Origin of the sequence: Rhizobacter sp. OV335, assembly GCF_900142965.1 — a bacterium.
GTDB lineage: Bacteria > Pseudomonadota > Gammaproteobacteria > Burkholderiales > Burkholderiaceae_C > Rhizobacter.
In genome coordinates this window covers 250,678-263,241 of sequence record NZ_FRCQ01000004.1, presented here as the reverse complement: position 1 = coordinate 263,241, position 12,564 = coordinate 250,678, and the positions used below count along the sequence as shown (strand labels likewise).

At 69.4% G+C, this 12,564-nt stretch carries 14 protein-coding genes and 1 tRNA gene; 6 read left to right on the top strand and 9 right to left on the bottom strand.

What is annotated here, in order from left to right:
• Genes BUE42_RS06420 through BUE42_RS06410 form a run of 3 tightly spaced genes read left to right on the top strand, consistent with a single transcriptional unit; the run spans position 1 to position 2,590 of the window.
• On the top strand, positions 1-690 hold the full coding sequence (locus BUE42_RS06420; RefSeq protein ID WP_073463781.1) for an ABC transporter permease: 690 nt from the start codon (positions 1-3) through the stop codon (positions 688-690).
• Positions 691-707: 17 nt separating this feature from the next.
• On the top strand, positions 708-1,826 hold the full coding sequence (locus BUE42_RS06415; RefSeq protein ID WP_073463780.1) for a succinylglutamate desuccinylase/aspartoacylase family protein: 1,119 nt from the start codon (positions 708-710) through the stop codon (positions 1,824-1,826).
• Positions 1,826-2,590: an ABC transporter ATP-binding protein gene (locus tag BUE42_RS06410; protein WP_073463779.1), complete on the top strand. Its 765-nt coding sequence runs from the start codon at positions 1,826-1,828 to the stop codon at positions 2,588-2,590. The genes BUE42_RS06415 and BUE42_RS06410 overlap by 1 nt, the downstream gene beginning before the upstream one ends.
• Here the strand turns inward: BUE42_RS06410 and asd are convergent.
• Together asd and BUE42_RS06400 are read right to left on the bottom strand one after the other, a co-directional pair.
• On the bottom strand, positions 2,573-3,436 hold the full coding sequence (asd, locus tag BUE42_RS06405; protein WP_073463778.1) for an archaetidylserine decarboxylase: 864 nt from the start codon (positions 3,434-3,436) through the stop codon (positions 2,573-2,575). The two genes, BUE42_RS06410 and asd, sit on opposite strands and share 18 nt — an antisense overlap.
• A gap of 66 nt (positions 3,437-3,502) precedes the next feature.
• Positions 3,503-4,411 (bottom strand): dienelactone hydrolase family protein, encoded by a 909-nt coding sequence (locus BUE42_RS06400; protein WP_073463777.1) that lies wholly within the window; start codon positions 4,409-4,411, stop codon positions 3,503-3,505.
• Positions 4,412-4,601: 190 nt separating this feature from the next.
• Between BUE42_RS06400 and BUE42_RS06395 the strand changes: the two genes are divergently transcribed.
• Positions 4,602-5,447, top strand: coding sequence for a lipase family protein (locus BUE42_RS06395; protein WP_235002136.1), 846 nt, complete (start codon positions 4,602-4,604; stop codon positions 5,445-5,447).
• 3 nt (positions 5,448-5,450) lie between these two features.
• Here BUE42_RS06395 and BUE42_RS06390 read toward each other — a convergent pair whose 3' ends face one another.
• From BUE42_RS06390 to BUE42_RS06380, 3 genes are all read right to left on the bottom strand, one after another.
• Positions 5,451-6,329: an ion transporter gene (locus BUE42_RS06390; RefSeq protein WP_073463775.1), complete on the bottom strand. Its 879-nt coding sequence runs from the start codon at positions 6,327-6,329 to the stop codon at positions 5,451-5,453.
• A gap of 8 nt (positions 6,330-6,337) precedes the next feature.
• A complete protein-coding gene (locus BUE42_RS06385; protein ID WP_073463774.1) occupies positions 6,338-7,336 on the bottom strand; it encodes a Gfo/Idh/MocA family protein in 999 nt (332 codons plus the stop codon).
• Between the two features lie 71 nt (positions 7,337-7,407).
• A complete protein-coding gene (locus BUE42_RS06380) occupies positions 7,408-7,869 on the bottom strand; it encodes a GNAT family N-acetyltransferase (RefSeq protein ID WP_073463773.1) in 462 nt (153 codons plus the stop codon).
• A gap of 80 nt (positions 7,870-7,949) precedes the next feature.
• On the opposite strand from BUE42_RS06380, the gene BUE42_RS06375 reads away from it, so the two are divergent.
• Positions 7,950-8,025 (top strand) — tRNA-Ala (locus tag BUE42_RS06375).
• A gap of 212 nt (positions 8,026-8,237) precedes the next feature.
• Here the strand turns inward: BUE42_RS06375 and BUE42_RS31995 are convergent.
• A complete protein-coding gene (locus tag BUE42_RS31995; protein WP_143171331.1) occupies positions 8,238-8,438 on the bottom strand; it encodes a hypothetical protein in 201 nt (66 codons plus the stop codon).
• 167 nt (positions 8,439-8,605) lie between these two features.
• On the opposite strand from BUE42_RS31995, the gene BUE42_RS06370 reads away from it, so the two are divergent.
• Positions 8,606-8,926, top strand: coding sequence for a type II toxin-antitoxin system ParD family antitoxin (locus BUE42_RS06370; RefSeq protein WP_143171330.1), 321 nt, complete (start codon positions 8,606-8,608; stop codon positions 8,924-8,926).
• A gap of 34 nt (positions 8,927-8,960) precedes the next feature.
• Here the strand turns inward: BUE42_RS06370 and BUE42_RS06365 are convergent, their stop codons facing one another.
• From BUE42_RS06365 to BUE42_RS06355, 3 genes are read right to left on the bottom strand one after another with little or no spacing between them, the layout of a single operon-like run.
• Positions 8,961-10,187, bottom strand: a complete 1,227-nt coding sequence (locus BUE42_RS06365; protein ID WP_073463771.1) for an AGE family epimerase/isomerase — start codon at positions 10,185-10,187, stop codon at positions 8,961-8,963.
• A 27-nt stretch (positions 10,188-10,214) separates the two neighbouring features.
• On the bottom strand, positions 10,215-11,465 hold the full coding sequence (locus BUE42_RS06360) for a YbiU family protein (RefSeq protein ID WP_073463770.1): 1,251 nt from the start codon (positions 11,463-11,465) through the stop codon (positions 10,215-10,217).
• Between the two features lie 26 nt (positions 11,466-11,491).
• Positions 11,492-12,544, bottom strand: coding sequence for an ABC transporter ATP-binding protein (locus tag BUE42_RS06355; RefSeq protein ID WP_073463769.1), 1,053 nt, complete (start codon positions 12,542-12,544; stop codon positions 11,492-11,494).
• Positions 12,545-12,564: the final 20 nt, after the last annotated feature.

Genomic DNA, 12,564 nt, shown 5'->3' with positions numbered 1-12,564 from the left:
ATGAGTTTCGAGGCCATCGTCGACAACCTGCCGCTGTACCTGTCGGGCGCATGGACCACGCTGCGCCTGCTGGCGATGTCGCTGGCGCTGGGCCTGCTGGGCGCGATCCCGCTGGGCGTGATGCGCGCGTCGAGCCGGCGCCGCTGGTGGGTGCCGGTGTGGTGTTTCACCTTCGTGGTCCGCGGCACGCCGCTGCTGGTGCAGCTGTTCCTGCTGTACTACGGCCTGGCGCAGTTCGAGGCGGTGCGGGCGAGCGTGCTGTGGCCGCTGCTGTCGAGTGCCTGGTTCTGCGCGGTGGCCGCGTTCGCGATCAACACCTGTGCGTACACCACCGAGATCATCGCCGGCGCGATCCGCGCGACGCCGGCTGGCGAGGTCGAGGCGGCGCGCAGCGTCGGCATGCCGTGGGGACTGATGGTGCGGCGCATCCTGCTGCCGTCGGCGCTGCGGCGCGCGCTGCCGACCTACGGCAACGAAGTGGTGCTGATGCTGCACGCGACCTCGCTGGCCAGCATCGTGACGCTGCTCGACCTGACCGGCGCGGCGCGCGACGTCAACTCGCGCTTCTTCCTGCCGTTCCCGGCCTTCATCACCGCGGCGCTGTTCTACCTGGCCATCACCTTCGTGCTGGTGGCGCTGTTTCGCCGCGCCGAGGCCCGCTGGGCGCGCCACCTGCGACCCCGTTCCTGAAACTCCTCGATCCTCCGATGCAAATCCGACACCACCCGCTGAGCGGCGCTTCGCTGCTGACCCGGCGCGAGATCGTCAGCTTCCACTACGGACCGCAGGACAGCGGCCGCAAGGTCTACGTCCAGGCCTCGCTGCATGCCGACGAACTGCCCGGCATGCTGGTCGCACACCACCTGCGGCTGCGCCTGGCGCAGCTGGAAACGGAGGGCCGGCTGCGCGCCGAGATCGTCGTCGTGCCGGTGGCCAACCCGATCGGCTTGGACCAGCAACTGCTGCGCATGCCGATCGGGCGCTTCGAGCTCGGCAGCGGCGAGAACTTCAACCGGCACTACCCCGCGTTGTTCGAGCCGGTGCGCTCGCGCATCGACGCGGTGCTGGGCGCCGACCCGGTCGCCAATGCGCGGCTGGTGCGCGAGGCGCTGCGCGAATCGGTGCGAACCTTGCCCGAGACCCATGAGCTGATGAGCCAGCGCAAGGCGCTGATGACGCTGGCCTGCGATGCCGAGGTGGTGCTCGACCTGCACTGCGACAGCGAGGCGGTGGCCCACCTGTACACCGCCACGCCGCTGTGGCCCGAGGTCGAGCCGCTGGCGCGTTGCCTGGGCGCGCAGGCCTCGCTGCTGGCGCTGGAGTCGGGCGACAACCCGTTCGACGAAGCGTGTTCGCAGACCTGGTGGCAGCTCGCGGCGCATTTCGGCGAGCAGCGTCCGGTGCCGCTCGGCTGCTTGTCGGTCACCGTGGAGCTGCGCGGCGAGACCAGCGTGACCCACCCGCAGGCTGCGGCCGATGCGGCGGCGCTGCTCGACTTCCTGACCTTGCGCGGCCTGGTCGACGGCCCGGTTCCGGCCTTGCCGCCGCTGCTGTTCCCGGCCACGCCGCTGTCGGGCACCGAAGTGGTGTCCGCGCCGGCGAGCGGCGTGGTCGCCTACCACCGCGAACCCGGCGACGTGGTTCGGGCCGGCGACCTGATTGCCGACGTGATCGACCCGATCAGCGGCGAGGTGCATCCGCTGCACACCCGCACCGACGGCTTGTTCTTCGCGCGCGACCGGGTGCGCTATGCGGTCGCCGGCCGCCCGCTGTTCAAGGTGGCGGGCACCACGCCGATCCGCAGCGGCAAGTTGTCGAGCGATTGATGGTGCAGCTCCAGGTCGAAGACCTGCACAAGAAGTTCGGCGATGTCGAGGTGCTGAAGGGCGTCTCGCTGACGGCCCGCCAGGGCGACGTGATCAGCATCGTCGGCTCGTCCGGCTCGGGCAAGAGCACGCTGCTGCGCTGCATCAACCTGCTGGAACAGCCGGATGCCGGGCGCATCACGCTCGCGGGCGAGACGATCGCGCTGAAGCCCGGTCGCGACGGCCGGCTGCACGCCACCGATGCGAAACAGTTGCAGCGCCTGCGCAGCGGGCTCGCGATGGTGTTCCAGCACTTCAACCTGTGGGCGCACATGACGGCGCTCGAGAACGTGATCGAGGCGCCCATCCACGTGCTCGGCGTGCCGAAGGCGCAGGCGGTGGAGCGCGCCAAGGCGCTGCTCGCGCGCGTCGGCGTGCTGCACCGCAAGGGGCTCTACCCGTCGCAGTTGTCCGGCGGCGAGCAGCAGCGCGTCGCGATCGCGCGGGCGCTGGCGATGGAGCCGCAGGTGATGCTGTTCGATGAGCCGACCTCGGCGCTCGACCCTGAGCTCGTCGGCGAGGTGCTGAAGGTGATGCGCGAGCTGGCCGGCGAGGGCCGCACGATGATCGTCGTCACGCACGAGATGGCGTTCGCGGCCGAGGTGTCGCGCCACGTGATGTTCCTGCACCAGGGCGTCGTCGAGGAGCAGGGCGATCCCCGCGAGGTGCTGGCACGCCCGCGCAGCGAGCGGCTGCGCGCGTTCCTGTCAGGCGGACTGAAGTGACGCGCCGGTGCTCGCCATCGCCTCGCCGAGGCGGATCGCGCGGCCGGCTTCCCACGCCGGGTTGAACGCCAGCGGCCCGGCCGGGAACAGCATCACCACCGTCGAGCCGAGCAGGAAGCGGCCCATCTCGTCGCCCTGCTTCAGCGTGACCGGCGCATCGTCGTAGCGCCACTCGCGAAGCAGGCCCGCCCGCGGCGGATTGACGACGCCGTGCCACACCGTCGACATGCTGCCGACGATGGTCGCGCCGACCAGCGCCAGCACGAAGGGCCCGCGCGGGCCGTCGAACACGCAGACTACGCGCTCGTTGCGCGCGAACAGCCCCGGCACGCCGCGCGCGGTGGTCGGGTTGACCGAGAACAGCGCGCCTGGCACGTGGATCATCCGGCGCAGCCGGCCGTCGCAGGGCATGTGGATGCGGTGGTAGTCGCGCGGGCTCAGGTAGAGCGTCGCGAAGTGGCCGTCATCGAACTGCTTTGCGAGCGCCGCATCGCCGCCGACCATCGCCGTCGTGCTGTAGCGGTGGCCCTTGGCCTGGAAGATCTGGTCGCGCTCGATGCGGCCGAACTGGCTGATCGCACCGTCGACCGGGCAGATCAGGTCGGCCTGCGCGATCGGGCGGGCACCGGGTTTCAGCGCGCGCGTGAAGAACTCGTTGAAGCTCGGGTAGGCGGCGATGTCGGGGTCGGCGGCCTCGGCCATGTCGACGCCGTAGCGCTTGACGAACCAGCGGATCAGCCGCGTCGTCGAACTGCCCGCGCGGGCCGACGCGATGCGGCCGGCCAGCAGCGTCAGCGCTTGCTTGGGGAGAAGGTACTGCGGGAGGACTGCGAGACGATCCGACACGTTGAGGGCGCGAGGCTGGGCGAAGCTGCGCAGTGTAGCCACGCCGCCGGGCGCGCCCCCCGGGGATCATCCCGCAGTGCGCAGCTGGGTGTTGAAGAACGCGATCGTGCGCGTCCAGGCCTGCTTCGCGGCGGCCTCGTCATAGCGCGGCGTCGTGTCGTTGTTGAAGCCGTGCTGCGTGCCGGGGTACTTGTAGGCGTCGAACTTCACCTTGGCGGCCTTCAGCGCCGCCTCGTACGCCGGCCAGGCGGCATTGATGCGCTCGTCGTTGTCGGCGAAGAACAGCAGCAGCGGCGCCTTGATGCCGGCCACCTTGTCGAGCGCCGGTGCGTTGCCGTAGAACGGCACGCCGGCGGCCAGCTCGGGCAACCGCGTGGCCAGCAGGTTGACGACGCCGCCGCCGTAGCAGAAGCCGACCGCGCCGAGCTTGCCGTTGCCCAGCTGGTGGGCGCGCAGGAAGTTGGCGGCGGCGATGAAGTCCTCTTGCGTCTTGGCCTGGTCGAGCTTGGCGAACAGCTCGCGGGCCTTGTCCTCGTCGCCGGGGTAGCCGCCGAGCGGGAACAGCGCGTCGGGCGCGAACGCGATGAAGTTCTCGAGCGCGAGGCGGCGGGTGATGTCCTCGATGTGCGGATTCAGGCCGCGGTTCTCGTGCACCACCAGCACCAGCGGCAGCTTGCCGGAGACGCGTGCCGGCTTGACGAGGTAGCCGCGCACCTTGCCGTAGCCGAGCGGGGAGGGGATCTCGACCGATTCGGCCGAGATGCGCGGGTCGGTCTTCGGCACCTGTTCGGCGGCGGCGAATTTCGGGCTCAGCGCCTCGAGCAGGCCGACGGCCGTCAGGCCGCCGACGGCGTACTTGCGCGCGCCGTCGAGGAAACCGCGGCGGTCGATCTGGCCGTGCACGTACTTGTCGAACAGGCGCAGCACCTCCGGGTCGAAGTCGCTTGCGGTCTGGCGGGGCTTGTCTTGTGCCATCGGTTTTCCTCTCTGGTGATGAATCGGAACGGGCTGAGCCGCGCAGTTGAGTCGCAAACGGCGTGCCTGTCACCTGCGGGGTGATTGCCACCGTACAGAACTCAGGTTCTGGGCGCTTGCCGCACGCCTGAAACGCAGGCCTGCCCGCCCGGCCTGCAGAATGCGCGATCCCCGCTTCCGCAGTACCCCCGTGATCGCCTACGACCCCAGCCGCACCGCGTTGTACTCGCCCGAGCGGGCGCCCACGCTGTTCACGCCCGATGCGCCGCCGACGCTGCTGCAACTGGCCACCGAGGCGTCGCGCCTGGCCTACCTGCGCGCCGAAGGCTCGAAGCCCGAGGCCGAGCGGCTGGCGGCCGCGCTGGCACGTGCCGGGTTCGAGGCGCCGCGGGTGTTCGTCGATGCCGGCAGCGGCTCGCAGGCCTTCGGCGCACTGCGCCCGTCGGACGGGATGGTGCTGGTGGCCTTCCGCGGCACGCAGCCCGACGAACTGGCCGACTTGGCGAACGACCTCAATGCCCTCACCACGCCATGGCCGGAGGCCAGCGGCCGGGTGCATGCCGGCTTTGCCGGCGCGGCGCGCACGCTGCTGCCGCGCATCGGCCATTGGCTGGATGGTGATGCGAAGCCGCGCAACGGGCTGCTGCTGACCGGCCACAGCCTCGGTGCGGCGCTCGCGACGCTGGCGGCCTCGGTGTGGCCCGAGGGCCGGCTGGTCACGCTCGGTTCCCCCCGCGTCGGCGATGCGGCCTTTGCAGCCGGGCTGCGCAATGCGCAACGCATCCGGCTCGTCAACTGCTGCGATCTGGTCACCGACCTGCCGCCGAGCCTGCGCGCCTACACGCACGTGACGCCGGCCAGCTACATCACGAGCGGCGGCGCGCTGGTCGAGCGGCCGGACGCGACGCTGGTCGACGACGACCGCATGCGCGCCCGCACCGCCTACTTCGGCGAGCACGCCGGCAAGCCCGGCGCGGTGCTGCTGCGCGACCTGGCGGACCACGCGCCGATCAACTATGTGCGGGCGTTCTTCTGAGCGTCAGGACCGGTTGTCGGGCAGCGCCGCGCCGCAATCGCTGCAGTAGCGCGCGCTGAAGGCATGGCCTTCGGTCAGGCAGGCGGGGCAGGTGCGCGTCGTGGGCGGGTGCGGACTGCGGAACCGCAACGCGGTGAACTCGGCGCTGACGATGCCGGTCGGCACCGCGAGCGTGCCCCAGCCCACCAGCATCATGATCGACGCGATCAAGCGGCCGAGCCCGGTCTTCGGCGTGATGTCGCCGAAGCCAACGGTGGTCATCGTCGAGATCGCCCAGTAGATCGACACCGGGATGTTGTCGAAGCCGTTGCCTGGCCCCTCGACGGCGTACATCAGGCTGCCCATCACGACGGTGACCAGCAGCACGAAGCTCAGGAACACCAGGATCTTGCGGCGGCTGGCCATCAGCGCCTCGCCGAGCGCGCGGTACTCGGCGATGTAGGCGGCCAGCTTCAGGATCCGGAACAGCCGCAGCAGGCGCAGCGCCCGCACGTCGATCAACGCATGCAGGCCAGGCACCACCAGCGCGGCCCAGGTGGGCAGCACCGCCAGCAGGTCGATGACGCCGAACACGCTGCCGGCGTAGCGGCCGGGCCGCTGCACGCAGGCGAGCCGCGCGAGGTACTCGAGGCTGAACAGCACCGTGAACACCCATTCGAGGATCGAGAAGACGCCGCCCCAGCGCGCATGCACCGACGCGAAGCTGTCGAGCATCACGACGGCCACGCTTGCGAGGATCAGCCACACCAGAGCCAAGTCGAACAGCCGGCCGCTGCGGGTGTCGGCCTCGAAGATCACCGTGAACAGCCGCAGCCGCCAGCCGGTGGGCGGGCGGCCGAAGCGGTCGGCGGGTTCGTTGGGGCTTGCCGGCGGCACGGACATGGCGCTGTTCAGACCGCTTCCCAGCGCTCGCTGCGCTCGGAGCGGAACAGCGCGTCGATCACCCGCATGTTGGTGATCGCGTCGTCGACGCCGTAGGGCAGCGCGATCTCGCCGCGCACCGCACGCGAGAACGCATCGCCCTGCAGCGTGTACTGGTCGGACTCGGGGAGGGTCTCGGTCTCGATGGCCGAGCCGTCGAGCGCGCGGCCGGCGTCGATGAAGATCTTCGTCTGGCCGCCGAGCGGCGCGTTGAACGGGATCTGGATCTCGATGCGGCCGGTGGTGCCGACCACCTGCACGCGCTGGTACGGCACGCTTTGCGTCGACACCGTGAAGTCGAGGTGGCGGCCGCCGCCGAAATCGGCCAGTGCGCTGCAGCTGCGGTCGGTGTGGAAGCTCGGGTCGCGGTCGACCAGCGCGATCACGCGCTTCGGGTCGGCCTCGAACAGGAAGCGGCCGGCGACGATCGCATAGCAGCCGATGTCATACAGCGCGCCGCCGCCGATGTCGGGCATGTTGCGGATGTTGGCCGGGTCGTCGTTGAAGTACGAGAAGAACACCTGCACCTGGCGCACGGTGCCGATGCGGCCGGCGCGCAGCAGTTCGCGCACGCGCAGCCACTGCGGGTGGTAGCGCACCATGAAGGCCTCGCTGACCAGCACCTTGTCGGCGACGGTGCGCAGCTCGGCGGCCTCTTGCGCGGTGATGGACACCGGCTTCTCGCACAGCACGTGCTTGCCGGCGCGCGCGGCCTGCAGCGTCAGCGGGATGTGCAGGTGGTTGGGCAGCGGGTTGTAGACGGCCTCGATCTCGGGGTCGGCGAGCATCTCTTCATACGAGCCATAGGCCTTGGCCAGGCCGAGCTTGTCGGCGGCCCGTTGCGCCGGTTCGAGCGAGCGCGACGCGATGCCGCGCACGTCGCAGAAGGCGCTCTTCTGCATGCCGGGAATGACCTTCTCGATGCCGATCTTCGCGGTGCTCAGGACACCCCACACGACCTTCTTCATGCTGCCTCCGGAATTGATGCCGGCGCAGACTTTAGTCCGTGCCGGCGGGTTCGGGAAGGCGCTGGCGGAAATCAGCTGCGCAGGTCGCGGCGCATGCGGACCGCGTCTTCCACGTCCTCGTAGTAGCCCGAGACGATGCCGGTCTCGCGGAAGCCGTGGTGCTTGTAGAACGAGCGGGCCTGCGTGTTGCTGGCGCGCGCTTCGACGCGGATCACCGCAATGCCCGCGGCGCGGGTGGTGGCATCGAGCCAGGCCATCAGGGTCGAGCCGATGTGGCGGTGTCGCTGTGCCGCAGCGACGGCGAGCAGCAGCAGGTGCGCTTCCTCGTCGTCGTATTTCATGATCGCGAAGCCATGCAGCACGCCTTGTTCATGGCCCACGATCACGTTGGTGCTGCGGTCGCGCAGGCTGCGGCGCACGCGCTGCGGTGTCCAGCGCCACGGCAGGCCGTGCTCGATGGCCTCGCGCGACAGCGCAGCGATGGCGTGCGCGTCTTCAGGCAGGGCGAGTCGGATCTCGACGGAGGCGGGCATGGCGCGCAGCTTAAGCGCTCCGGCACCCCGATCCGGGCGAGCAGGCCCGCCGTTTTTTTTGATAGACTGGCGCCCTTGTTGGGGGGGTAGCTCAGCTGGGAGAGCGTCGCGTTCGCAATGCGAAGGTCGGGAGTTCGATCCTCCTCCTCTCCACCAACAAATTCGGGCCTCAGAGGGAAACCTCTGAGGCCTTTCTATTTCAAGGTCCTCGTTGTCCGATCGCGCCTGAGGTCAGGCGCCGTTTTACCGGCGCTCCAGATCGAAGGCCCGATTGCGCGCCTGCTCCTGCACCTGGGTGAGCAGCTTCTTGAACATCCGCTCGTCAATGTTTTCCCAGCCCTGGGTCATGGTTGTGGCGCGGAGCACGCTCAAGGAGTTGGACCCCTCCACATGCTGTCGACCTCGCCGTTGGTCCGCTCGCTCTTCTTGAAGCTGCGTGCATAAACCACGATGGCTGCGTGCATCAGTGCCGAGTGAATGGTGCCTTCAGGGTCCGCACGAGCGCCCTTGCTGTGCAGTGCAGCCAGGGCATCCAGGTACTGCGCCGCTTGCTCGGCGTCCTTGTACACAGCGACAACCGGTTTGCGGTCGGGTTGCTCTTCACAGGCATGTCAGTTCCCCAATCCATGAGCCCGTGGCAGGCCGCCATCATTCTGTGGCGCGCCGGGTTGTCTTGACGATGCGCGCATCAATGCACATGCTTCGCTGTGCGCTACAGCCTCGATCCCAGACCGACATGAGCAAACCATCTACCGTTAAAAACTCGGCCGAGCTGCAAGCAGACAAGCCGCTGCGCCAAGCCGATATCGACGCCGGCAAGTTGGTGCTGCGCAAGCGCGGCGAAGGAAGGGCTGCACAGCCCCACGAAGCGCTGAAGCCTTTTGAGGAGCCCGAGCGCATTGAGGGCGTCAAGCTTGACGCCCTCAAGCAGGCGGCCTGCCAAGGCTGGGTGCACGTCTCGGTGGGGCGGTACACCGATGTCGCAGATGATCAGCTTGAGGACTTCGTCGGGCAACTGGGTCACCGCGCTGCACGCCAAGCCAAGACGTCGAGCTGATGCCTCGCCATTCCCGCGACCGAGCGCCTCACCCTCAGGCCTTCATCCCCCTCAGCACGTCATAGCACGCCCCCATCGTGTGGTAGTCCACCTTCCCGGCCGGGCTCTTCTCGTCCGAGATCTTGCGGTTGTCGGGTGTGAGGATGCGGTACCAGGCACCGTGCTCGTGGTCGATCATGTGCGCCCAGCTGTAGCCCCACAGCTTGTCGTACCAGCCCCAGTAGCCGGCGTCGCCGGTGCGCAGCGCGAGCAGCGCCGCCGCGGCCAGGCTCTCGGCCTGCACCCAGAAGTACTTGTCGCCGTCGCACACGCTGCCGTCGGGCGCGAAGCCATACACCAAGCCGCCGTGCGTCGCATCCCAGCCGCGGCGCATCGCGGTGTCGAAGAAGCGGCGCGCAGTCGGCAGCAGCCACGCTGGGCGCTGGTCGGCCGGCAGGTGGGTCTCCAGCTGCAGCAGCAGCTTCGCCCATTCGGTCAGGTGCCCGGTCTGGAAGCCCCACGGCCGGAAGATGTTCGTCTTGTCGTCGCGGTTGTAGTCCCAGTCGACCGACCAGTCGGCGCGGTAGTGCTCCCACACCAGCGGGCCGTCCTGCGTGTCGGCCAGCGCCGCCTGGCGCTGCGTGATCGACTCGGCCAGCGTCAGCGCACGCTGCAGGTACTTCGCGTCCTTGGTTGCGTCATACGCCGCGATCATCGCCTCGCAGCTGTGCATGTTCGCGTTCTGGCCGCGGTAGCTGCCGACCTTCCACGCGGCGTCCGCCTCGTCGGCATACAGGCCACGTGACGGCTCCCAGAAGCGCTGCTCCATCAGTGCGAAGCTCGCGTCGAGCCCGGCCCGCACTTCCTCCACGCCGGCCATCAGTGCATGCGCATGCGCGAGCACGACAAACGCCAGGCCGTAGCAGTGGTTGGTCGAATCCTGCACCGTGGCCTTGCTGCCATCCCAGTCGAGCTGCCACGCATAGCCGCCGTTCGGCTGCAGGTGCGCCTGCTGCAGGAAGCGCAGCGCGTGGCGCGTGTTGTCTTGATAGCGCTGCTCGCCGAAGCGCCGGAACGCCATCGCCTGCGTGAACACGAAGCGCGTGCTGCTGACGAGGTGGCGCGTGCGCCGGTCGTAGACCGTGCCGTCGTCCTTGTAGAAGTGGAAGAAGCCGCCGCTGTCGTCGCGGCAGCGGCCGTCGTAGAACGCGAGCGTGTGGCGGATGTGGGCGAGCAGCGGCTCGGGGCGGCGGAAGTCGGGCAGGGGCGGCGTCGTTGTCATGGAAATCATCGGAAAAAGTCGGTCAGTTCAAGCCCATTCTCTCAGTCCCATCTGCATGCGGCCGAGCGGGCTCAGGTTCTCCTCGCGCGCGCGGCCGTCGAAGCCGAGCTCGTAGTCCTCCGGCGCGAAATCCGGGCTGCTGCGCCCTTCGAGGAAGGCCGGCGCCTGGCGCTGCGCGAACGCGGCGTTCTTGCCGCACCACGGCGCCGCGCCGATGTAGATCACGTTGCTGTAGCCGTTGCCGGCGTGCTGGTCTTCCACTGCGTGGATCACGTCGGAGTGCCACCACACGGTGTCGCCCGGCTCCACCCGCGGGATCGACACCAGCCCTGCCAGCAGCGGCGCATGCCATTGCGGCGAGGCGCCCAGCGCACGGCCGGGTTGCGCGCCGCACAGGTCGCCGTCCGGCACGTCGGGCTGCAGCGCGCGCAGCAGCATCCACGGCGTGGTCTTCGCGATCGGCACCAGCTTCAGCGTGCCGTCGCCCGGGCCTTGTCGCGTCAGCGCGGTCCAGCCCTGGAAGGTGCGGAATGCCGAGCACACGGCCGGTGACGGGATCTCGCGCGTCGCGGTGCGGCCCTCGGCATCGAACGGGTCGAAGGCCAGCGGATCGCCGTCGAACACCTCGCGGTAGACGTGGCGGAAGGTCGGCTCGCACCAGCGCTCGACCGAGCCGCCGTCGGAATGCGGCGAGAGCCCGAGCGTCGAATCGCCCGGCTCGCGGCGTCGGATCCGGTCGGCGTAGTTGAACTGCCGGTCCGGGTCGAAGTACCGCGTGCCGTTCTTCTCGAAGGTCCACAGCCGGTTCAGCCACGCGCGCACCGCCGCCATGTCGGCATGCTGGCGCGCCTGCATCTGCGGCAGCGACCAGTACAGGCTGTAGATCTGCGGCCGGCTCGCGCCGAGCGCGCTGAAGTACTTGTCCAGCCCCGCCTTCTGCGGCATGCGCTGCAGGTACTGCACCGCGTCGATGTAGCGCACGATGGCTTCGTTCCACGCGCCGACCACGTCGGGGTCGAACACGCGGCGAATCACGACGCAGCCGCGGCGCTTGATGTGCGCCCTCTGCGCTGGCGTGACCTTGCCGGCCGCCACGTCCTTGAACAGCAGCTCGGGCACCGCACCGCCCTGCGCCTGCTCGGCGCGGATCGCGGCCACCTCGGCTTCCAGCGCTTCGCTGAGCCGTGCAAAGCGGCCGGGCAGGTCGCGCACGTCGCGGCGCAGTTGCTGTTGCGATGCCCGCACCGCGGTGGGCACGTCGTTCATCCAGGCTTCCATCGCATGGTCCTCCTGCTGTGAAGTCCTCAGTTCAGCCGCTCGCCGGTCTCGGACGCGAACACATGCAGCGCCTGCGGTGGCACATGCACCCGCACCGCCGCGCCGGGCACCACGTTTGGGAGGCCGCTCATGCGCACCGTGACCTCGGTGTGGCCGAGGTCGACCAGCGCATAGGTTTCGGGCCCGGTCGGCTCCACCAGCGAGATGGTCCCGGCCAGCTGGCCGTCGTCGCGCAGGCTCATGTCCTCCGGCCGCACGCCGACCGCCACCTTGCCGGCCGGTCCGTTCGCAAGCTCGCCGATCGCAGTCCCATCCGGCAGCCGCAGCAGCCCGGCGGCATCGCGCGTCGCGTCGAACAGGTTGATCGACGGCGAGCCGATGAAGGTCGCGACGAAGCGGTTGGCCGGCCGGGTGTAGATCTCCAGCGGCGTCGCCAGCTGCTGGATGCGCCCGGCATCGAGCACCGCGATGCGCGTGCCCAGCGTCATCGCCTCGACCTGGTCGTGCGTCACGTAGATCGTCGTCACGCCGGTGCGCATGTGCAGCCGCTTGATCTCGGCGCGCATGTCCACCCGCAGCTTCGCGTCGAGGTTCGACAGCGGCTCGTCGAACAGGAACAGCTGCGGCTGCCGCGCGAGCGCGCGCCCGATCGCGACGCGCTGGCGCTGCCCGCCCGACAGCTGGCGCGGCTTGCGCTGCAGCAGCGGGGTGATCTGCAGCATCGCGGCCACGTCCTGCACCGTCTTGTCGCGCGCGGCCTTGGCCACGCCGCGCATCTCCAGCGGGAACGCGATGTTGGCCGCCACCGTCATGTTCGGGTACAGCGCGTACGACTGGAACACCATCGCGATGTTGCGGTCGGCCGGGCCGGCGTCGGTGATGTCCTGGCCACCGAGCACGATGCGCCCGCCGCTCGGCTCCTCGAGCCCGGCGATCAGGTTCATCAGCGTGCTCTTGCCGCAGCCCGACGGGCCGACCAGCACCAGGAACTCGCCGTCGGGCAGGTGGATGTCGATCTCGTGCAGCACGCGGGTCGCGCCGAACAGCTTGTGGATGCCTTGCAGGGCGAGGTCGGCCATGGTGTGTGTTGAAACTGCGA